At 69.0% G+C, this 24,066-nt stretch carries 4 protein-coding genes and 1 pseudogene; 1 reads left to right on the plus strand and 4 read right to left on the minus strand.

What is annotated here, in order from left to right:
- The 3 genes and pseudogenes from A37U_RS53025 to A37U_RS0123065 form a co-directional block, all read right to left on the minus strand.
- A pseudogene (locus A37U_RS53025) lies at positions 1–7,405 on the minus strand (type I polyketide synthase); the annotation flags it as partial.
- Between the two features lie 27 nt (positions 7,406–7,432).
- Entirely contained in the window at positions 7,433–21,409 is a 13,977-nt protein-coding gene (locus A37U_RS0123060) for a type I polyketide synthase (protein WP_020499040.1), read from the minus strand.
- A 329-nt stretch (positions 21,410–21,738) separates the two neighbouring features.
- Positions 21,739–22,083, minus strand: coding sequence for a hypothetical protein (locus tag A37U_RS0123065; RefSeq protein WP_020499041.1), 345 nt, complete (start codon positions 22,081–22,083; stop codon positions 21,739–21,741).
- A gap of 241 nt (positions 22,084–22,324) precedes the next feature.
- On the opposite strand from A37U_RS0123065, the gene A37U_RS0123070 reads away from it, so the two are divergent.
- The gene (locus tag A37U_RS0123070) at positions 22,325–23,095 is read left to right on the plus strand and encodes a thioesterase II family protein (RefSeq protein ID WP_020499042.1); all 771 of its coding nucleotides are present in this window, start codon (positions 22,325–22,327) and stop codon (positions 23,093–23,095) included.
- Positions 23,096–23,197: 102 nt separating this feature from the next.
- Here the strand turns inward: A37U_RS0123070 and A37U_RS0123075 are convergent, their stop codons facing one another.
- Positions 23,198–24,046, minus strand: coding sequence for a helix-turn-helix domain-containing protein (locus A37U_RS0123075; RefSeq protein ID WP_020499043.1), 849 nt, complete (start codon positions 24,044–24,046; stop codon positions 23,198–23,200).
- Between the last annotated feature and the right edge of the window lie 20 nt (positions 24,047–24,066).

Below are 24,066 nucleotides of genomic sequence, written 5' to 3' on the forward strand. Positions count from 1 at the left end.
CCACGAGCAGCCAGGTGCCGGTCAGTGTTGTGGGGGTGGGTTCGGTGATGGGTTCCCAGGTGATTCGGTAGCGCCAGTCGGTGATGGTCGTGTCGGCCAGTTCGCGGCGCCGCCAGGACGCAAGCGCGGGCAGGATGTCCCGCAGCTGCCCGTCCTCGACCGCCAACTCATCGGCGAGCCCATCGACGTCCCCGTCCTCGACCGCCGCCCAAAATCGCGAATCACCTGTCGTGTCCACTGCGGACTGCTGTGCCGGACGGTCGGGCCAGAACCTGGTGCGTTGGAAGGCATAAGTGGGCAGATCAACCGCCTGTCCATTCAGGACAGTGGTCCAGTCCACCGAAACACCGTGCACATGCGCCCGGGACAGGCTGATGCGTAGCGCATCCTCGACCGGGGTGTCCTTACGCAGCAAGGGAATGAACACCGAATCCGGTAGTGTCTCCGATCCTATTGACGACAAGGTGCCATCGGGTCCGATCTCGATGAACACCGAAACGTCCCGCGCTGCCAGGGTTTCCACGGCATCGGCGAACCGGACCGGATGCCGGGCCTGCTCGGGCCAGTAATTCGCACCCAGTGTCTCAACGAGTCCGCCAGTGAGCGCACCAGCCCACGGAATCTCCGGCACCGAAAACTCCAATTCCCCGGCCACTTGGGCGAGCTCATCGAGGACGGGGTCCATGTGGTGCGAATGGAACGCATGAGAAACCCGCAACCGCCGCACCCGATAACCCCGCTCACCCCACCGCTCGACGATTCCTTCGACCGTGTCGGCATCCCCAGAAACCACCACCGAGGCCGGACTATTCACCGCGGCCAGCGACACCCCATCAACGCCATCGATCTCGGCACGCACCTCGGCCTCAGACGCCGCAACGGCCACCATCGCCCCACCCTCGGGCAACGCCTGCATCAGCCGGGCACGAGCGGCAACCAGCCGCGCCGCATCAACCAGCGACAACACCCCAGCCGCATACGCCGCCACGATCTCACCAACCGAATGCCCCGACACTGCATCTGGCCGCACCCCATGGGAAGCGAGCATCGCGACCAGCCCTACCTCGACGGCGAACAACCCGGTCTGGGCATACAGCGTCTGATCCGCCCGCTCATCCTCTCCCTCGGCCAGAACCACATCCCGGATCGAGGTGTCGAGTTCGGCCTCGATGAGCGCGCACGCCTCGTCGAACGCCTCCGCGAACACCGAACACGCGGCATACAGCCCTCGACCCATCCCAGCCCGCTGACTGCCCTGACCCGCGAAGACGAAGCCCACCCGGCCCGCACGCACCGAGCCGGTCACGACGCCAGGCGCGGACTGGCCAGTCGCCACGGCGGCCAGGCCCGCCAGCAGTTCCTCGCGGCCGCTGCCGGTCACCACGGCACGATGGTCGAACGCCGTCCGAGTCGTCGCCAGCGACCAACCTGCATCCGCCGAACCCAGCCCCGGACGGGCCAACACAAACTCCCGCAACCGGCCCGCCTGCGCTACCAAACCCGCGGCCGACCGAGCCGACACCGGCCAAACAAAACCACCGATAGCGGGAACACGTGCCCCCTCGGCGGGTTCCTCGACGTCCTCGGCGGGGGGTTCCTCGAGGATCACGTGCGCGTTGGTGCCGCTGATGCCGAACGCCGACACCCCGGCCCGACGCGGACGCTCACCAGCGGACCACTCCACCGGCTCCCGCAGCAGCTCGACGCTGCCCGACGACCAGTCCACGTGCGGCGACGGCTCGTCCACGTGCAGCGTCGCGGGCAGTTCGCCGTGTTGGAGAGACAGGACCATCTTGATCACGCCGACCACACCGGCGGCCTGTTGACTGTGGCCGATGTTCGACTTCACCGATCCCAGCCACAGTGGCCGATCACGGTCCCGCCCGTAAGTGGCGAGGACGGCCTGCGCCTCGATCGGGTCGCCCAGGGCAGTGCCGGTGCCGTGCGCCTCGACGACGTCCACGTCGGCCGCGTCGAGCCCGCCGTTGGCCAGCGCCGCGCGGATGACCCGCTGCTGCGAAGGACCATTCGGCGCCGTCAACCCGTTGGAGGCGCCGTCCTGGTTGGTCGCACTACCCCGCACCACCGCCAACACCCGATGGCCATGACGCCAAGCATCGGAGAGGCGTTCGACGGCCAGCATGCCCGCCCCCTCGGCCCAGCCGGTTCCGTCGGCATCGGCGGAGAACGCCTTGCACCGGCCATCGGCGGCCAGGCCCTGCTGGCGGGCGAACTCGACGAACACGTCCGGGTCGGCCATGACCGTGACGCCACCCGCGAGCGCGAGCGTGCACTCCCCCGACTGCAGCGCCTGCACCGCCAAGTGCAGCGCCACCAACGACGATGAGCACGCGGTGTCCACCGTCACCGCCGGGCCCTCCAGGCCGAGCGCGTAGGACACCCGGCCGGACAGGATGCTGGTAGCGGTGCCCATCAGCAGGTGGGCGTCCGCGTCGGCGGCGAGGGTGGAGCCCGCGCCGTAGCCGGAGGCGGCGGCTCCGGCGAACACGCCGGTGCGGGAGCCGCGCAGGGTGGTCGGGTCGATGCCCGCGCGTTCCAGGGCCTCCCACGACACCTCCAACAACAACCGCTGCTGCGGATCCATCGCCAGCGCCTCGCGCGGGGAAATTCCGAAGAAATCCGCGTCGAACTCGGCCGCATCGGTCAGGAAGCCACCAACTTGGGCGTAGCCGGTGTTGTGCACGTCCCAGCCGCGGTCGGTGGGAAAACCGCCGACGGCATCGGTGCCCGTGGTCAGGAGGTCCCAGTACTGCTCGGGGGTGGCGACGCCGCCGGGCAGGCGCAGGCCCATCCCGACGATAACGAGGGACTCGGTGTCCGCAGTGGCCACCGCGACCGGCCGGTCGGTCTCGGTGGTGTCGCCGACCAGTTCACCGCGCAGGTACGCGGCCAGCGCGATCGGAGTGGGGTAGTCGAACACGAGGGTCGCGGGCAGGCGCAGAGCGGTGCTCTCGGCCAGCCGATCGCGCAGCTCCACCGAGGTCAGTGAGTCGAAGCCGAGGTCCTTGAACGCCCGGCCGGGGTCGACCGCCGTGGCCGAAGCGTGTTCGAGAACGGTGGCGGTACGGGTGCGGACCAGGTCGGTCAGCAGCCGGTCCTGCTCGGTCCTGGTGAGCCCGGCAAGCCGCAGGACCAGCTCGGAATCGGCGCCGCGAGTAGGTTCGGGTTCGGCGCTGCGGGCCGCTGCGGCCTCGGGCAGTGAAGCCAGCAGCGGACTCGGACCGCGCAGGGTGAACGTCGGGGCGAACCGATCCCAGTCGACATCGGCGAGCGTGACCGCGCATTCGCCACCGTCGAGGACCTTGCCAAGGGCCTGCACGGCGAGGTACGGATCCATGGGGCACACGCCGCGGCGCCGGGCCTGCGCACCGCCGTCTCCCGCGCCGAGGCCATGTCCGCCCCACAACCCCCAAGCCACCGAGGCGCCCGGCAGGCCGCGAGCACGGCGGCTTTCCGCGAGAGCATCGAGGAAGGCATTGCCCGCAGCGTAACCAGGCTGCCATGCGCTGCCCCAGGTCGCGGAGACAGACGAGAACAATACGAACGCCTCGAGATCCTCAGTCAACTCGTCGAGCCATACCGCGCCCGCCACCTTGGCCTCGGTGACGGCGGCCTGTTCGGCCAGCGTCGTGTCCTGCAGCGCGGTTGCCTGCCCAACGCCCGCGGCGTGCACGACGGCGGTCAACTCTGGGGTGCGGTCCAGCAGCGCGGCGACGTTGTCCCGGCAGGCGACGTCACCGGCGAGGACATCCACCGCTGCGCCGCGCCTTGCCAGCTCGGCGACCAGTTCCGCGACGCCATCCGCGCGGGGACCACTCCGGCCGGTCAGCACGAGGTGCGGTGCACCGCGATCGACGAGCCACCGGGCGACATGGCCACCGATCGCGCCAGTGCCGCCGGTGATCAGGACGCTGCCGCGCGGCGTATAACGCTCGGTGCCACGGGGCAGCGGCGCCCGCACCAGCCGACGTGCGGCGATCCCTGCGGGCCGCAGCGCCACCTGGTCCTCACCGCGGTCCGCCAGCACCGCGCACAGTCGCGCGGTGGCGCGATCATCGAGGGTTTCGGGCAGGTCGATCAGGCCGCCCCAGCGGTCCGGGTGTTCCAGACCGATGACCCGGCCGAGGCCCCACGCCTGCGCCTGGTAGGGACGGGGCAGCGGCTCGGCAGGGCCGGTGGCGACCGCGCCCCTGGTGAGCACCCACAGCGGGGCCGTGATCTCGGCATCGCCGAGCGCCTGGGCGAGGGTCAGCGTCGCGGCGATTCCGTTGGGCAGCATAGGGAATTCCGGGTGCGGCATCTCGTCGAATGCCAGCACGGACACGATCCCCGCGAGGTCCGTCCCAGGCAGCGCGGCGGCCAGTTCCGCGCGGTCGAGGCCATCGATGTCCAGGGTGATGACGTGTGCGCCACGCTCGGTCAGTGCCGGGCCGATTTCCGCCGACTCGCCCACCAGCAGCCAGGTGCCGGTCAGCGCCGCGGGGGCGGGTTCGGCCACCGGGGTCCAGGTGATCCGGTAGCGCCAGTCTGCCGCGCTCGAATCGGCCAGTTCGCGGCGCCGCCAGGACGCGAGCGCGGGCAGGATGTCCCGCAGTCGCCCGTCCTCAACGGCCAACTCGTCGGCGAGCCCGTCGAGGTCGCCGTGCTCGATCGCGGCCCAGAACCGCGAGTCGACGGTGGTATCCACTGTGGACTGCTGGGCGGGGCGTTCGGGCCAGAACCTGTTTCGCTGGAAGGCGTAGGTGGGCAGCTCAACCGTCTGTCCACTCAGGACAGTGGTCCAGTCCACCGGGACACCGTGTACGTGTGCCCGGGACAGCGCGGTGCGTAGCGCTTCCTCGGCCGGAATGTCTTTGTGCAGCACGGGGATGAACACCGAATCCGGCAGCACGGTCGAGCCCATCGACGACAGGGTCCCATCAGGACCGATCTCGATGAACACCGACACATCCTGAGCAGCCATGGTGTCGAGAGCATCACCAAACCGCACCGGCTGCCGCGCCTGCCCCGGCCAATACGATGCATCCGGCGTGTCAATCAACTCACCCGTGAGCGCACCCGCCCACGGAATCTCCGGCACCGAGAAATCCGATTCCCCGGCCACCCGAGCCAACTCATCCAGAACCGGGTCCATGTGATGCGAATGAAAAGCATGACTGACCCGCAACCACCGCACCCGACGATCCCGCCCTCGCCACCGGTCGGCAACCTCCTCGACGGTGTTGGTGTCACCGGAAACCACCACCGAAGACGGACCATTCACCGCCGCAATATCAACACCGTCAACACCAGCAATATCCGCAAGTACCTCAGCCTCGCTGGCGGCGATCGCGGCCATCGCCCCACCCCCAGGCAAGGCCTGCATCAACCGAGCACGAGCAGCCACCAACCGAACCGCATCATTCAGCGACAAAACACCGGCAGCGTGAGCCGCAGCGATCTCCCCCACCGAATGCCCAACCACCACATCCGGACGAACACCATGCGCCGCCAACAGCGCAACCAAACCAACCTCAACCGCAAACAAACCCGTCTGCGCATAAAGCGTCTGATCCGCCCGCTCATCGCCCCCATCCCCCAAAACCACATCCCGAACCGGAACATCCAGCTCAGCCTCAATCAGCGCGCAAACCTCATCAAACACCTCCGCAAACACCCGACTCAAGGCATACAGTTCACGACCCATCCCAGCCCGCTGGCTGCCCTGACCCGCAAACACAAAACCAACCCGACCCAAACCAGCAACCCCAGACACCACCGTGCTCACCGACCGGCCACTCGCCAACGCCGCCAACCCATCCAACAACTCACCACGATCGGAACCACAAACAACCGCACGATGACCGAACACCGACCGCGTCGTCGCAAGAGACCAACCAACATCCACCGGATCCAGCTCCGGACGAGCCAACACAAACTCCCCCAACCGAGCAGCCTGACCCACCAAACCCTCAGCAGTCCGAGCAGACACCGGCCACACCGGAACACCCAACACCACAGCACGCTCCGATTCCCCAGCCGCATCCTCATCCTCGGGAGCGGGAGCTTCCTCGAGAATCAGGTGCACGTTGGTGCCGCTGGCGCCGAAGGCGGAAACTCCGGCGCGGCGGGGGTGTTCGGCGACGGGCCACGGCACCGATTCCCGCAGCAGCCGCACCTTCCCGGCCGACCAGTCCACGTGCGGGGAAGGCTCCTCGGCATGCAGGGTCGCCGGGATCCTCTCGTGGCACAGGGCGAGCACCATCTTGATCACTCCGGCGACGCCCGCCGCCGTTTGGGTGTGCCCGATGTTCGACTTCAGCGAGCCCAGCCACACCGGAGTTTCCCGGTCCTGGCCGTAGGTGGCCAGCAGGGTTTCCGCCTCGATCGGGTCGCCGAGCTCGGTGCCGGTGCCGTGGGCTTCCACGACGTCCACATCGGACGGTGTCAGCTTGGCGTCGGCGAGAGCGGCGCGGATGACACGGCGTTGGGCGGGAGCGCTGGGGGCGGTGAGCCCATTGGAGGCGCCGTCTTGATTGGTGGCGCTGCCTCGGATGACCGCCAGCACGCGGTGCCCATTACTACGGGCTTCCGAGAGGCGTTCGAGGGCCACCATGCCCGCTCCTTCACCCCAGCCGGTGCCGTCGGCATCAGCGGAGAACGCCTTGCACCGGCCATCGGAGGCCAGGCCCTGCTGACGGGCGAACTCGGCGAACATGCTCGGAGTGGCCATCACCATCACCCCACCGGCGAGCGCGAGCGTGCACTCCCCGGAGCGCAGCGCTCGGATCGCCTGGTGCATCGCCACCAGCGACGAGGAGCACGCCGTGTCCACGGTGACCGCAGGGCCGTTGAGGCCGAGCGTGTAGGCGAGCCTGCCGGAGAGCACGCTGATCGCGTTGCCCGCGACGAGATGTCCTTCCGGCCCACCACGCTCACGGGAAAGCCAGTCATAGCCGGAAGCGGTGGCGCCGACGAACACGCCGGTGGGCGAACCGTGCAGCGCCGTGGGTTCGAGGCCCGCGCGTTCCAGGGTCTCCCAGGCCACCTCGAGCAGCAGCCGCTGCTGCGGATCCATCGCCAAAGCCTCACGCGGGGAAATACCGAAGAAGGCCGCGTCGAACTCGGTGGCGTCGTGCACGAAACCGCCCTGGCGCTCGTAGCCGGCGCCGATGTCCTCGACATCCCAGCCCCGGTCGGTGGGGAAGCCCGCGACGGCGTCGGTGCCGTCGGCGAGGAGGTCCCACAGGTCCTCCGGTCCGCGCACCCCACCTGGGTAGCGGCAGCCCATGCCGACGACCGCGATCGGCTCCTCCGCCGCCGACTCCAGCTCGTGCAGGCGCCGGCGGGTGTCGTGCAGGTTCGCCGTCACCTGCTTGAGGAAGTACCGGAGCTTGTCCTCACTCACTTACGCCACCTCGTCGAATGCCGGTCAGTAGATGCCGAACTCTTTGCCGATGAATTCGAAGACCTCGTCGTCATCGGCCGACTCGAGCCGGCCGGAGACATCGGGGCCGTCCGCCCGTTCGCGGATCTCCTTCCACCTGGCCAGTACGGCCTCCAGACGGGCGGTGATCCGCGCGGCGCCGTCGTCCTCGGCCTGGTCCACCGGCATTCCGATCAGCATCGATTCCAGCCGGTCCACCTCGGTAAGCACGCGTTCCGGTTCGGCGCCGTCACCGGTGACGATCCGCAGCAGATGTGCCGCCAGCGCTGCCGGGGTGGGGAATTCGAAGACCACGGTGGATGGCAGCTTCACCCCGGTCGCGGCCGAGAGCCGGTTCCGCAACTCCAGCGAGGTCAGCGAGTCGAAACCGATCTCGCTGAACGCACGGTCCGGCGAAATGGCCGCGGAGCCTGTGTGGTCCAGGACCCGCGCCGCCTCGGTGCGCACCAGCTCGGTGAGTTCCCTGTCCCGCTGGGCCGGGGGCAGCCCGGCCAGTCGTTCGACAAGAGCGGGACCGTCCCCGCTGTCGGCGGGCTCCGGTTCGGTCAGCGCCTCGGCGACCTCGGCCAGGGACTCGAACAGCGGGCTGGGACGGCGCAGGGTGAACGCCGGGGCGAACGTCGCCCAATCCACGTCCGCGATCGTCACCAGATCCTCACCGCCATCGAGCACCTGGGCCAGGGCACGGACCGCCATCGCCGGGTCCAGCTCGCGCAGTCCGTGCCGCACCGAGCTCACCGGATCGGTGCCGTCGGCCCACGGCCCCCAGGCGATCGAGGTCGCCACCCGGCCGTGCGCACGGCGGCGTTCGACGAGGGCGTCGAGCGCCGCATTGCCCGCCGCGTAGCCGGGTACAAGGGCGCTGCCCCAGGTGGCGGCGATCGAGGAGAAGACCACGAACGCGTCGAGCTCGCCGATCAGTTCGTCGAGCCAGATCGCAGCGGCGGCTTTGGCGGCGGAGACCTCGGCCAGCTCCGCCGTACTTGTATCGGCGACCGAGGTGGCCTGGCCCGCGCCTGCGGCGTGCACAACGGCGGTCAGCGCGGGGCCCTCGGCGGCAATCCGGTCCAGCAGACCGGCCAGCTCGGCGCGACGGGTGGTGTCGCAGGCGAGGATCAGCACCTCGCTGCCTGCGGCGGCGGTGTCGGAGGCCACCGAGGCGGCTTCGGCGGTCAGCTGATTGCTCGCGGCAAGGACGACCCGCTCGGCGCCCCGTCCGGCGGCCCACCGGCCGACCTGTCCACCAATGGCGCCAGTGCCACCGGTGACGAGGACACTGCCGCGCGGCGTCCAGGTACGCGTGCGACGGGGCTGCGCGGCACGGGTGAGCCGCCGGGCCAGGATGCCGCGCTGGCGCAGCGCGACCTGGTCCTCCCCTGTCCCGGCAAGCACGGCGCACAAGCGGGAGGCGATGCGCTCGTCCCAGTTCTCCGGAAGATCGGCGAGCCCGCCCCAGCGTTCCGGGTGTTCCAGGCCGACGACCCGGCCCAGGCCCCAGGCTTGCGCCTGCGCCGGACTGGCTGCCTCGCCGGGAGCGGTGGCGACGGCGCCCCTCGTGAGCACCCACAGTGGAGCGTCGATCTCGGTGTCGCCGAGCGCGTGCACCAGGTCCAGCGTTGCGGCCAGGCCAGCAGTCATAGTCGGCCCGTCATCGGTGGGGGTTTCATCGAGCGCCAGCAAGGAGACCACCCCGGCGAGCCGGTCGAACTGGGCCAATTCCGCCCGATCGACCCGGTCGGCGGTGACGACGTGGGCGCCCCTCTCGGTCAGCGCGCGGGTGACCTCGGTGGAGCGACCGAGGACGAGCCAGGTACCGGTCAGGGTCGTGGTTCCGGATTCGGTCACCGGATTCCAGGTGATCCGGTAGCGCCAGTCGGCCACGGCGGACTCTTCGCGTTCGTTGCGCCGCCAGGAAATCAGCGCGGGCAGCAGATCGCCGATGCATTCGTCATTGACGGCGAGTGTGGCGGCGAGTTCACTCGGATCACCGTGCTCGACGGCGGCCCAGAATGCGGATTCGGCCGAGGAGCCGCCGGTAGCGGTTCCACCCGGCTGGACCCAGTAACGCTCGTGCTGGAAGGCGTAGGTGGGCAGGTCGACGGTCGTGCCACTGCCGAGGATTGTTGTCCAGTCCACGGCGACACCGCGCACGAACGCCTCCCCGAAGGAGGCCAGCAACCGGTCCGCGCCACCATCATCACGACGCAACGTCCCAACCACGATCGGATCAGCGTCCTCGAGGGTGTCGGTGACCGCGGTCGTCAGCACCGGATGCGGAGACGCTTCAACGAACACACCGTGCCCGGACTCACCAAGCGTGCGAATGGCGCGTTCGAATTCGACCGGTTCCCGCAGGCTCGCGAACCAATACTCGGCATCCAACTCCGGACCCGACAGCATCTCACCGGTCATTGCCGACACCATCGGAACATCACCCTGCTGCGGACTAATCCCATCCAGTACGGAAAAGATCTCCTCCCGCAGTGCGTCCACCTGACCCGAATGCGACGCGTAATCCACCGGAATCATCCGCGTCCGCACCTCCGGACACGAATCCGCCAGTTCCTCCAAGGCCCCCGGGTCACCCGACACCACCGTCGCTTGCGGACCATTCACCGCAGCCACAGAAAGCCGCACGCCCCACGACTGGATGCGCTCGCGCACCACATCAGCTGGCTCGGCAATCGACATCATCCCGCCCTGGCCCGCCAGCGTGGCCAACGCCTTACTGCGCAAAGAAACCACACGCGCACCATCATCCAACGACAAAACACCCGCCACCACCGCAGCAGCAATCTCACCCTGCGAATGACCAACCACCACATCCGGAACCACCCCAGCGGCCTTCCACACCTCCGCCAGCGACACCATCACCGCCCACAACGCAGGCTGCACCACATCCGCAGACTCAAACCCATAAACACCAGACACGACATCATCCAAAGACCAGTCCATAAAAGGCGACAACGCCCCAGCACACTCAGCCAACCGTGCGGCGAACACCGGCGACACCCCAGCCAACTCCCGGCCCATCCCCAACCACTGAGAACCCTGACCCGGAAACACAAACACCCTGCGACCAATGGCACCAGGCGCGGCAACACCGGTGAGCGCGTCCGCGCCGGTCGCCACCGCGGCCAACCCGGCAGCCAGCTCGTCGCGGGCATCACCGAGCACCACCGCACGATGTTCGAACACCGAACGAGTACTCGCCAACGACCACGCCACATCCCCATCCGGCACCTCCGGCCGGGCAAGGACGAACTCGCGTAGCCGACCAGCCTGGGCCGCAAGGGCCGCCGCGGTTCGCGCCGACACCGGCCACGCGGTGACACCCGGCGACAGCACCGGAGCGGTCGCGGTGGATTCGGCGGGCACCGGTGCGGGAGCCTCTTCGAGGATGACGTGGGCATTGGTGCCGCTCATTCCGAAGCCCGAGACGCCCGCGCGCCGGGTCCGGTCACCCGCCTGCCACGGCACCGGTTCGCTGAGCAGCCGCATCGCCCCCGCGGACCAGTCGACGTGCGGGGACGGCTCGTCCGCGTGGAGGGTTCGGGGCAGTTCGCCGTGCCGCAGCGCCAGCACCATCTTGATCACCCCGGCCACCCCAGCGGCGGCTTGGGCGTGCCCGATGTTGGACTTCACCGAACCCAGCCACACCGGCTGCTCCCGGCCCTGACCGTAGGTGGCCAGCAGCGCTTGCGCCTCGATCGGATCACCAAGCGTGGTGCCCGTACCGTGCGCCTCCACAGCATCCACATCGGACGCCGAAAGGCCGGCGTCGGCAAGCGCCGCGCGAATAACCCGCTGCTGCGACGGCCCGTTCGGCGCGGTCAGGCCGTTGGAGGCGCCGTCCTGGTTGACCGCGCTGCCCCGGATCACGGCCAGTATGCGGCGGCCGTTGTGGCGGGCATCGGAAAGCCGTTCGACCGCCAGCATCCCGGCGCCCTCGGCCATCCCCATGCCATCGGCGCTCGCAGAGAAAGCCTTGCAGCGCCCGTCCACGGACAGGCCGCGCTGCCGGGAGAAGCCGACCAGGTCGCGCGGGGTGGCCATCACGGTGACACCGCCGACCAGCGCCAGCGAGCATTCGTCGTTGCGCAGCGCCTGGCAAGCCATGTGCAGCGCCACCAAGGACGAGGAGCAGGCGGTGTCGACGGTGAGCGCGGGCCCCTCCAAGCCGAGCAGGTACGACACGCGTCCGGACAGGACACTCGTCGCGTTCCCGGTCATCAGGTGCCCCTCGAGGCCACCGCCCGCCGCCTGGCTCGTGAACTGGTCGTAGCCGGAGAAGTAACCGCCGATGAACACGCCGGTCCGGGATCCGCGCAGGGAACCGAGATCGATGCCGCCGCGCTCCAGGGCTTCCCAGGACACCTCGAGCAGCAGCCGCTGTTGCGGATCCATCGCCAGCGCCTCACGCGGAGAGATCCCGAAGAACCCGGCGTCGAATTCCGGGGCGTCGTGCAGGAATCCACCCTCGCGCACGTAGAGCGTGCCGGTACGGTCGGGGTCGGGGTCGTAGAGGGTGTCGAGGTCCCAACCGCGATCGGTGGGCAGTCCGGAGATCGCGTCACCACCGGTCGCCAAGAGTTCCCACAACTCTTCCGGACTGCGCACCCCGCCGGGAAATCGGCAGCCCATGGCGACGATCGCCAACGGTTCGTCCTCGGTCACCCGCACGCCGGGGATGTCCGCCGGTACCGGGTCCGCGCCGAGCAGCTCCGCGCGCAGGAATGCGGCGAGCGCGACCGGATCCGGATGATCGAACAACAGCGTGGTCGGCAGGTGCAAGCCGGTCGCGGTGTTGAGCCGGTTACGCAGTTCCACCGAGGTCAGCGAGTCCAGGCCCATTTCGCTGAACGCCCGGGTCTGCTCGATGACCTCGGCGGAGTCGTAGCCCATGACCATGGCGGCCTCGGCGCGGATCAGGTCGACGAGGACCCGTTGCTGCTCGGTCTCCGGCAGTCCGGACAGTCGCGTGTACAGTGCGCCATCGGTATCGACGCCGGTCTGGGCCGGTGTCGCCGCACCAGCCGTGCGCAGTTCCGGAAGGTCGCGCAGGAATGGTGTGTTGCGCAGGTCTTCGGCGCCGCGTTCGGTTGCCAGCGCGTCGAAATCGACCTCCATCAAGGTCAGGACGACGCTGTCCGGGTCTTCGATCGCCTGGCCCATGGCACGCACGGCGAGCTCGGGGTCCATGAGGACTTCCCATTTGTTGCGGGCGAGCCGCTGCCGGGCGCCTTCGCTGGCCTGGCCGACCCCGCCGCCGTCCCACGGTCCCCAGGCAAGCGACAACCCGGCCAGCCCGCGTGCCCTGCGGTCCTCGGCCAGTGCGTCGAGGAAGCAGTTCGCGGCGGCATAGTTGCCCTGGCCGCCGTTGCCGAATGTGGCCGAGGTGGAGGAGAACAACACGAAAGCATCGAGGTCGAGGTCCGCGGTGAGTTCGTCCAGCCACACCGCACCTGCGGCCTTGCCGGACAGAGTGCTGGACAGCCGTTCGGGGTTCAGCCGGTCCAGGACACCGTCGTCGAGTGCACCCGCGGCGTGCATCACGGTGGACAGCGCAGGCCCGGTGGCCGCGATGCGGTCCAGCACACCGGCGATCTCACCGCGTTCGCCGGTGTCACAAGTGAGGATGTCGACGTCCGCGCCCGCACCGGCCAGATCGGCGGCCAGCCCGGCCACGCCATCGGCCTGCGGGCCGGAGCGGCTGGTCAGCACCACGCGCCGGGCCTCGCGAGCCGTCAGCCAGCGGCCGACGTGACCGCCGATGGCCCCGGTGCCGCCAGTGATGAGCACGGTGCCGCGCGGACGGTAGTGCGTGGCCGAAGTGGCCGGCAGCGGTGCACGGGCCAGTCGCCGGGCAAGAATTCCGTTGCCACGCAACGCAACCTGGTCCTCATCGCGTTCGGCCAGCACAGCGCAGAATCGGCCGGCCGCCCGCTCGTCCCAGGCTTCGGGCAGATCGATCAGCCCACCCCAGCGGTCGGGATGTTCGGCGGCCACGGTCCGGCCAAGGCCCCACACCTGCGCCTGCCGGGGGTCGGCCACGACCTCGCCGGAGCCGGTGGCGACCGCGCCCCGGGTCAGAGCCCACAACGGTGCGTCGATCCCGGCATCGCCGAGCGCCTGCACCAGTGCGAGGGTTCCGGCCAAACCGGTCGGCACCGCCGGATAACCGTCCATAGTGGACTCATCCAGGGCGAGCAGGGACACCACGCCATCGGGACGCAGCCCGGCGAGCCGACCGGCAAGGGCTGCGCGGTCGACGGTGTCCACGGCGATGGTGATCACCTCGGCGCCGTGCTCGGCGAGTGTCCGTGCGGCCGGATGCTCGGGAAGTTCAGCGGAGGAGACGGCCAGCCACGTACCGGAGAGCACCGCCGTCGTTGGCGCGGCCACCGGTGCCCAGGCAACCCGGAACCGCCAGTTCTCCGCGGCCGAGTCGCCGCGTTCACGGCGGCGCCAGGAGGCCAGTGCGGGCAGCACGCCTTCGAGGCGGGTGCGGTCTTCGATGGCGAGGGTATCGGCCAGCGTGTGCAGGTCGCCCTCCTCGACCGCGGCCCAGAACCGCGCCTCGGCCGTGCGCGAGCCACTGTCCTGTCCCGGCACGGTGGCCGTGGTCTTCGGTTGGGGCCAGTAGTGCTGGTGCTGGAAGGCGTAGGTGGGCAGCTCGACCCGATGGCCGCCGCCGAGCACGGCGGCCCAGTCGATGTCCACCCCACGCACGTGGCCCTCGCCAAGCGCGCGCAGGATCCGTTCGGCACCGCCGTCCTCGCGGTGCAGCGTTCCCACCACCATCGGCTCGGGCAGGTCCTCGCGGGCATCGAAAACCTCTTCCACTGCAGTCGTCAGCACCGGATGCGCCGAAACCTCGATGAACGCCTCGTACCCGGACTCGGCCAGACTCAGCACGGATTCGGCGAACCGGACCGGCTTGCGCACATTGGCGTACCAATAATCGGCGTCGAGCTCAGTGCCGTCGAGCCAGCGACTCTCCACAGTGGAGAAAAAAGGAATTTCCCCTTCTGCAGGCTGAATTCCGGCCAACTCCCCGGGCAGTGTCTCGGCAAGCGGCTCCACCAGTACCGAGTGCGCCACGAAATCCGTTGCCGGAATGCGCCAGCGCATCACCCGGCGGGAGCGCAGTTCCCTCTCGAACTCGGTCAACGCCTCGGGTGAACCGGAGACCACGGTGGCGGTCGGGCTGTTCACCGCCGCGACGGACAGCCGCTCGCCCCACGGCTCCAGGATGTCGCTGACCTGCTCGGCGGGCATGACCACCGACAGCATTCCGCCCTCGACGTCCAGGACGCTCAACGCCTTCGACCGCAGCGCCACCACCCGGGCGGCGTCCTCCACCGACAAAACCCCAGCCACACACGCCGCGGCAATCTCGCCCTGACTGTGCCCGAGCACGGCGTCCGGACGCACCCCGGCCGCCCGCCACACCTCGGCCAGCGACACCATGATCGCCCACAACACCGGCTGCATCACATCCGCGCTGTCCAGACCAGGGGCGCCGTCGACACCGTTGACGACATCCGTCAAGTCCCAGTCCACAAAGGACGACAAGGCACACCCACACTCGGCGAACCGGGCAGCGAACAGCGGTGACTCCGCCAGCATCCGCCGACCCATCCCCAGCCACTGACTACCCTGACCCGGAAACACGAACGCCACGCGCTCGCGGTCACCGGCAGCGGCGCCGCCCGTGATCACGCCCGGATCCGGCTGTCCGGTGGCCACCGCGGCCAGACCGGCCGCCAGCTCCTCGCGGTGCGCACCGAGCACCACGGCCCGGTGCCCGAAGCTCGCGCGGGTGGTTGCCAGGGACCAGGCGAGGTCGGCGGGATCCAGCTCGGGCCGGGCCAGGACGTACTCCCGCAGTCGCCCGGCTTGCGCCGCCAGTCCCTCCCCCGTCCGGCCCGATACCGGCCACGCCCGCGCCTCGGTCGCCAGCACCGGCAGATCCCGGCCGGTCACCTCGGCGGCGGGCTCATCCGGTGCCTCCTCCAGGATCACGTGCACGTTCGTGCCGCTCATGCCGAACGCGGACACCCCGGCCCGCCGTGAGGCGCCGTCGCTGATCCAGGGCAGTTCCTCGGTGAGCAGCCGAACCTGACCGGAATCCCAGTCGATGTGCAGGGACGGTTCGCCGGCGTGCAGGGTGCGCGGCAGCGTTTTGTGCTGCAGGGCAAGCACCATCTTGATCAGCCCGGCGACACCAGCGGCCGTCTGGGTGTGGCCGATATTGGACTTCACCGACCCCAGCCACAGCGGCTGGTCACGCTCCTGACCATAGGTCGCGATCAGCGCACCCGCCTCGATCGGATCACCCAGAACAGTGCCGGTACCGTGCGCCTCGACGGCGTCCACATCCGAAGAACGCAACCCGGCATCGGCCAGCGCCGCCCGGATCACCCGCTGCTGCGCGGGACCATTCGGCGCCGTCAGCCCATTCGAGGCCCCATCCTGATTCATCGCGGTGCCACGAATCACCGCCAGCACCGGGTGCCCGAGGCGACGAGCATCGGACAACCGCTCCACCGCCAGCATTCCGGCACCCTCGGACATCCCCATGCCATCGGCCTCAGCGGAAAAGGCCTTGCAGCGCCCGTCCACGGACAGACCGCGTTGCCGGGAGAAGCCGATGAACTGGCCCGGCGCGGCCATGACCATCACACCGCCGACCAGCGCCAGTGAGCACTCCCCGGTCCGCAAGGCCTGGCCTGCCGTGTTCAGGGCGACCAAGGACGAGGAACAGGCGGTGTCGATGGTGACCGCCGGCCCCTCAAGACCCAGGGTGTAGGCGACCCGGCCGGAGATGACACTCCCGGAGTTGCCGGTGACCAGGTAGCCCTCGGCGCCGCTGTCGCCCTCGGCCATGCCTGCCCCGTACCCGGTGAGCGCGGCGCCCGCGAAGACCCCGGCCGGTGTGCCGCGCAGCGATTCGGGATCGATCCCCGCTCGTTCCAGGGCCTCCCAAGACACCTCAAGCAGCAGCCGCTGCTGCGGATCCATCGCCAAGGCCTCACGCGGGGAAATCCCGAAAAACCTGGGATCGAACTCGGCCGCGTCGTAGAGGAACCCACCGAACCGGGTATAGGACTTGCCCTGCTTGTCAGGATCGGGGTCGAACAGGTCAGCGTCCCAACCGCGATCGGTGGGGAATTCGGCGATGACGTCCGCGCCCGCGGTCAGGAGATCCCAGTACTGCTCCGGGCTTGCGGCGCCACCGGGGAAGCGGCAGCCCATGCCGATGATCGCCAGCGGCTCGCCGGGATCCGCGGTGACCGCCGCAGGGGCCGCCGGTTGCTCCGCGGCGCCGGTGCCGAGCAGCTGCCCGAGGATGCGCTCGGCGAGCGCCGCAGGATTCGGATAGTCGAAGACGATCGAGGAGGGCAACTTCAGCCCGGTCGCGGCATTGAGCCGTTTGCGCAACTCCACCGCGGTGAGCGAATCGAAACCGAGCTCCCGGAATGCCTTCGCGCCGGGCACCTCGCGCGCCGAATCGTGTCCCAGGGTCGCGGCCGCGTGTGTCCGCACCAGTTCGGTGACGATCCGGGAACGCTCGGCGGCAGTCGCCTCAGTTAGGCCGCGGGCCAATTCCCCGTTCGCCGCGGGTGTCGTTTCCGGTGCCGGGCCGGTGTTCTGCCGGGCCTCGGGGATGCGTTCGAGCAGTGCGCGGGAGCGAGCTGCGGTGTATACGGGGGCGAAGCGGGCCCAGTCCATATCGGCGAGCACGAGGAAGGTGTCGCCCTCGGCGAGAACGCGCCCCATGGCGGCCAGCGCCGGCTCCGGCGGGAGGAATCGCATGCCCTGGCGCAGCAGCCGCGCCGGGGTGACGCTGCCCGGCTCATGTGCCGTGGCGGCGTTCAGCGCGTCCCAGTCGCGGGTGTCCCACACTCCCCAGGCGATCGAGGTGGCGGGTAGGCCGCGAGCACGGCGACATTCGGCGAGGGCGTCGAGATGGGCATTGGCGGCGGCGTAGACACCGTGCTCGTTGCTGCCCCAGGTGGCCGCGATCGAGGAGAAAAGCACGAACTCGTCGAGGTTCCCGGTCAGTTCGTCCAGCCAGACCGCGCCCGCGACCTTGGCCGCCAGCGCGGTCGCCAGCCCGTCGATATCGGTCTCTTCGATCCGGGTCAGATGGAACACGTTCGCCGCATGGATCACCGTGCTCAGGGCTGGTCCGCTCGCGGCGATCCGATCCAGCAGACCGGCCATCTGGTCCCGTTCGGCGATGTCGCAGGCCACGACGTCGACCGCGGTTCCCTGGCCGACAAGGGCAGCGGCGGACGAAGCCAAGGCCGCGCTCGGCCCGGAACGGCTGGGCAGCACGACCCTGCGGGCACCGTGTTCAGCCAGCCACGGGCCGATGTGCGCACCGATGGAGCCGGTCCCGCCGGTGACGAGCACCGTGCCACGCGGTGACCACGGGGCGGTGTCGGCCCGGCGCTGCCGGTCCCGTTCCAGCCTGCGCGCCAAGGTCCCGGCCGGGCGAACGGCGACCTGGTCTTCCGCGCCACCGGCCAGCACCCCGCACAGCCGCCGCGCCGTCGGCTCGTCCCAGGTGCCGGGCAGGTCGATGAGCCCGCCCCAGCGGTCCGGATGCTCCAGCCCGACGACGCGGCCGAGTCCCCAAGCCTGTGCCTGCACCGGGTTTGCCGGTTCATCTGCTGCAGTGGCGGCGACCGCACCCCGGGTGGCCACCCACAGTGGGGCGCCGATCCCCGCGTCACCGAGCGCCTGCACCAGACCGAGGGTCGCGGCGATGCCCCGGGGCACGACCGAGTTCTCCGCTACCGACTCCTCATCGAGGGCGAGCAGGGACAGCACTCCGGCGAGCTCGTCTCGGGGCAGTTCGGCGGCGATGCGTTGCCGGTCGGTGTCGTCCGTCCGCAGCACGCGGACCTCGGCACCGTGGCCGGTTAGCGCCCGCAAGCAGTCATCCGGGACTGCCGCACCGGTCACCACCAGCCAGGTCCCGGCCAGAACCGGGGTGCGATCCGCACCGGCCGGAGTCCAGGTGACCCGATACCGCCACTGCCCGGCCGCGGCATCGTGGCGTTCGCGTCGGTGCCAGGACGCGAGCGCCGGAAGGACCTCGCCCAGGCTCTGGTCGTCGACGGCCAGGGTGTCGGCGAGACCGCGGACATCGCCGCTCTCGACGGCGTTCCAGAACACCGATTCGGCGGTGTCCTCGGCGAGCGCGGGTGCCTGGGCCGGTTGTGGCCAGTAGCGCTGCCGTTGGAAGGCGTAGGTGGGCAGATCGACCGGGTCCCGCTGGTCGAGCACCGCGGTCCAGTCGACGGTGACACCGTTCACGTGGGCCTCGGCGAACGAGAGCAGGAGGCGTTGTGCACCGCCGTCATCGCGGCGCAGCGTGCCGGTCACCACGGGGGAATCGTCCTCGAGGTTGTCCGCGATCGCCGTCGTGAGCACTGGGTGCGGGGAGGTTTCGAGGAACACCCGGTGCCCGGATGCGCCGAGGGTACGGATGGCGCGGTCGAATTCGACGGTGTTGCGCAGGCTCGCGTACCAGTAGCCCGCATCCAGCTCCGAGCCCTCGAGCATCTCTCCGGTCATCGCCGAGATCATCGGGATCTCGGCTGCGTGCGGGCTGATTCCTGCCAAGAGACCGAGGATCTCCTCGCACAGGTCGTCCACATGGGCGCTGTGCGAGGCATAGTCCACCGGGATGATGCGGGTGCGCACCTCGGGGCAGGACTCGGCGAGCTCATGCAGCGCCCCGGGGTCACCGGACACCACTGTCGACTGTGGACCGTTGGCCGCCGCGAGCGCGAGCCGATCGCCGCAGGCCGCGATGCGATCCCGCACCACCGAGGCCGGTTCGGCAACGGACATCATCCCGCCACGCCCGGCCAGAGCGGTCAATGCCTTGCTGCGCAAGGCCACCACCCGTGCGGCGTCCTCAAGGGAAAGAATCCCGGCAACCACGGCGGCGGCGATCTCGCCCTGCGAGTGGCCCACCACCGCGTCCGGCCGCACCCCCGCCTGCCGCCACACCTCGGCCAGCGAAACCAGCACCGCCCACAGCGCGGGCTGCACCACATCGGCGGACTCGAATCCGTGCGCACCGGCGAGAACCTCGTCCAGTGACCAATCCACGACGGGCGCCAAGGCCGCGGCGCACTCGGCCAAGCGGGCCGCGAACACCGGGGAGGACTCGGCCAGCTCCCGGCCCATGCCCAGCCACTGGCACCCCTGGCCGGGGAACACGAACACCGTCCGGCCGACACCGCCCGCCAAGACCTCCCCCGTGACCACCTCGCCCGCGGGCTGCTCGGCCGCGGCCGCGGCCAGCCCGGCGACCGGATCCTCCCCCGTCACGACCGCCCGATGCTCGAACTCCGAACGCGTCGTCGCCAGTGACCAGGCCACATCGGCGTTGTCCAGCTCCGGATGGGCCAGCACGTGTTCCCGCAGCCGACTCGCCTGCGCCGCCAGTCCCTTCCCCGAAGGGCTCGACAGCAACCAAGCCGTCGCCCCGGTCAGCACGGGAAGCCGGGATCCGGCGGCGGCCACGTCCTGCTCGTTCTCCTCCGCCACCGGTTCGGGAGCTTCCTCGAGTACCAGGTGCGCGTTGGTGCCGCTGATGCCGAAGCCCGAGATCCCCGCGCGCCGCGGCCGTTCGCCCGCTTCCCACGGCACCGGCTCGGTCAGCAGCCGCACCGTGCCCGGCGACCATTCCACGTGCGGGGAGGGCTCCGCGGCATGCAGGGTGCGCGGCAGCATTCCGTTACGCAGCGCCATGACCATCTTGATGACCCCGGCGACCCCGGCAGCGGCCTGGGTGTGACCGAAGTTCGACTTCACCGATCCCAGCCACAACGGCCGATCGTCCGGCCGGTTCTGACCATATGTGGCCAGCAAGGCGGTGGCCTCGATCGGATCGCCGAGTGTGGTTCCGGTGCCGTGCGCCTCGACCGCGTCGACCTCCGCGGCGGGCACCCGCGCGGCGGCGAGGGCCGATTCGATGACCCGCCGCTGCGCTGGGCCATTGGGGGCGGTGAGCCCGTTCGAGGCGCCATCCTGGTTCACCGCACTGCCGCGGATCACCGCCAGTATCCGCCGGCCGTTGCGGCGCGCATCGGAAAGCCGCTCCAGCACCAGCATTCCGGCACCTTCACCCCAGCCGGTGCCATCCGCCTCGGCCGAAAAGGACTTGCAGCGCCCGTCGCCGGCCAAGCCCTGCTGCCGGGCGAACTCGGCGAACAAGGTCGGGGTCGACATCACGGTCACCCCACCGGCCAGCGCCAGCGAACATTCCCCGGACCGCAGCGCCTGCGCGGCCAGGTGCAGTGACACCAGCGAGGAGGAGCAGGCCGTGTCCACCGATACCGCGGGCCCCTCCAGGCCGAGGGTGAAAGCGACCCTCCCGGAGAGCACGCTGTTCGCGGTCCCGGTCAGCAGGTGCCCTCCCACGTCCTCGGTACCGATGCGCAAGCTCGTGCCATAGCCGGAGGAGTAGACCCCGGCGAACACTCCCGTGCGGGTTCCGCGCAGCGAGGATGCCACGATCCCGGCCCGTTCCAGGGTCTCCCAGGAAATCTCGAGCAGCAAGCGCTGCTGCGGGTCCATCGCCAACGCCTCACGTGGCGAGATACCGAAGAAACCGGCATCGAATTCCGGGGCGTCGTAGAGGAAGCCGCCCTGGTGCGTCGTCGAGAAGCTGGGTGTCTCCGCGTCGTACAGGTTGTCGACATCCCAGCCGCGGTCGGCCGGGAAACCGGATATCGCGTCGACTCCGTCGCCGACCAGGCTCCAGAACTGCTCCGGTCCGCTTATACCGCCGGGAAAACGGCACCCCATACCGACGATGGCGATCGGCTCGTTCGCGCGTTCGGAAAGCTCACGAGCCTGTTGACGCGTCTTTTGTAAGTCGGCGGTCACCAACTTCAGGTAGTCGCGGAGCTTATCCTCGTTCGCCATTACTCCACCATTCCAAGGCACACCGAAATATCGGGGTCAAGAATCCATCAATCGCGAATAAGCGGAACAAACACAACAAGACGTCATTGGGCAGGTAGATCTACTCGACAGCACAAAAATCAATCCCTGAACGAACCGTCAAGTATCGCTTGGAAACGAAGCATGATTGCCCGCCACGCGGTCAATCATGCTTCGGTATTACGAAAACCGCCGCCAAAGCGGGGTCTGTCCGGCAGCCGATTCGTATCGGCAGCCACCCAGCCCAAGTACCCGGATACACGCCACGAGAATCCGCCGATTCCCGAGCTCAGGACGACGGACGATGCCCACTAGGCACGCGCGGCCTCGTCGACCACCTCCGCCTCGGCTTCGACCACGTCCGCGCTGACCTCCGCCGCATCTTCAGCCGTGGCACCAGCGGGCTGAGCTGGGACACTGAGCCCGGGAACTCCCAGTTCGGGAACTGTCTTCACCGCCTCGAGCGCGGACTCGATCGCCTCGGAGAGCGAGGGCGAAACCGTGTCGTCGAGCTCGATCTTCGTCACGGGCACATCCGCATTGGTCGGGAGCGTGTCGTCATCGAACAAGGCGCTGCCACGGATCGCTTCCTTCAGAGTCACCGATTCGTCATCGGTGATCTTCCGGCTGAGAACAAGGGAGAACTTATAACCCACCGTCTATCACCCTTAAAGTCCTATACATAACGGATATTCGGCTCAGTCAACGGAACAAACCTAACCAAGCCGCTTCGCGCGACGCAAGAGTCCTGCAGCTATCGGAAAACACTCGCTCATCGAGATGTTCAACCGCATAAATCCGGCGGCTGAACAGAGACGACATGAATCCCTCGATCCGGATTGCCGGGGTACCCTCGCAGCGCAATATCCCGAGTTTTCCTCGCTAGCCTGGAGTACCATGTCCCAGCATTCTTCCGAAGACAGCCTGTGGTTCCGCCGTTATCGGCCCCACCAGGATCCCGCTGCCCGGCTGGTGTGTTTCCCACACGCGGGCGGGGCCGCCTCGTTCTTCCGCCCGGTTTCGTTCGCGCTCCGGTCCCGGGTAGATGTCATCGCTGTCCAGTACCCGGCACGCCAGGATCGCCGGGCCGAGGCGCCGATCGACGATCTCCTGACGCTCGCCGACCGGATCCACGGTCTTCTGCGGGAGCAGCCGGAGCTCCCCTTGACGCTGTTCGGTCACAGCATGGGAGCCATCGTGGCCTTCGAGGTCGCGCGCCGCTGCACGGCCAAAGGACCATCCCCAGTGGGACTGTTCGTTTCCGGGCGCCGCGGACCGGCTATCCATCGGGAAGAGGGGGTGCACCAACGGGACGACGAGGGACTCTTGGCCGAGATTCGCGGACTCGGCGGATCCGCCGCGGAAATACTCGACGATGAAGAGATCATGCGCGCCGCGCTACCCGCACTGCGCGGGGACTATCGCGCGGTGGAAACCTATCGCTGTCCACCCGAGGCAACGGTGCACTGCCCCATTTCGGTACTGACCGGGGAGGACGACCCCAAGACGACGCTCGACGAGGCGAAGGAATGGGCCCAGCACACCTCGGGACGGTTCGACTTGCGAGTCTTCGAGGGCGGGCATTTCTTTCTCACGTCCAATATGGACGCGATCATCGAGCACCTGGATCGGCACTTCGAGACCGCCGGGGTCGGCTCAGGTATCTGAGATCGATCCGGCGGTCGGCGGTTGTTCACCTGATGCTACTGCGGTGTTGAACATCCCCAGGCCGTGAGAGGTGCCGGTACCTGCGAACCGGCACCTCCTCCGTCACCGGAGCAGCTTAGCGAAACCGGACCACATGTCCGCGTAATGCTGCGCCAAGCCGTGCACCACCTCGGCACAGTGTTCGGGAACAGCGGTCGCGAGCTGCGGTAGACCATGCTTTTCCACCGCATTGCGGTGCAGCAGGCGAAGCAGCTGACGCCCCTCTTCTTTGTTGCGCAACGCCGGGTCCCGGAGCAACTTCTCGAGCAGGATCACCGGATCATGCTGCGAAGGATCGGAATCCCGCTGCTCAGTCCGCTGCCGCTGCGCCACGATGGATCCCGGTCCCCGCACCGCATCGTCGGTGCGGGTTTTCCGCTCCACGACGGCGGGCTGCCCGGAAGCCAGGCGCCTGCGCACATCGCTGACCGTAGCCGGGGAAACGCCGGCGCGGCGCGCAATCTCCCGGAGCGAGGCGTCGGGATACTCCTCCATCAGCCGGGCGGCCCGGATTCTCCCCTCTGCCTTGTTCAGCGGGTGAATCTTGCCATCCTTACCGACCCGCGCCACGGGCTCCGTGATCGCGCCACCGAGGCCACGCCGCACATTTCCCACGGTTCGCGCACTCAACCCGGAAACATCCGCAATCGCCCGGTCCGACTTGTGCGGATGCGAGGTGAGGATCCGCACCGCGGCGGCCCGGCGATCCTCCACGGAAAGCGGAAGCCCGTGCGTCACGTTCGCCTCGACGGCACGCAGAAAAGCGTCCTCCTCGGTACCGTCGAAGAACTCGACACCGATCACGGTCTGCCCCTTCGCTACGGCAGCGAGCAATCGGTGCATCCCGTCGATCACCCGCATCGTGCTCCTGTCCACCAGGATGGGCGGCAGCGGATCATCGACCTCGGCCAACCTGGCGATATGCGCGGCAT

This window comes from Sciscionella marina DSM 45152 (assembly GCF_000379465.1).
GTDB lineage: Bacteria > Actinomycetota > Actinomycetes > Mycobacteriales > Pseudonocardiaceae > Sciscionella > Sciscionella marina.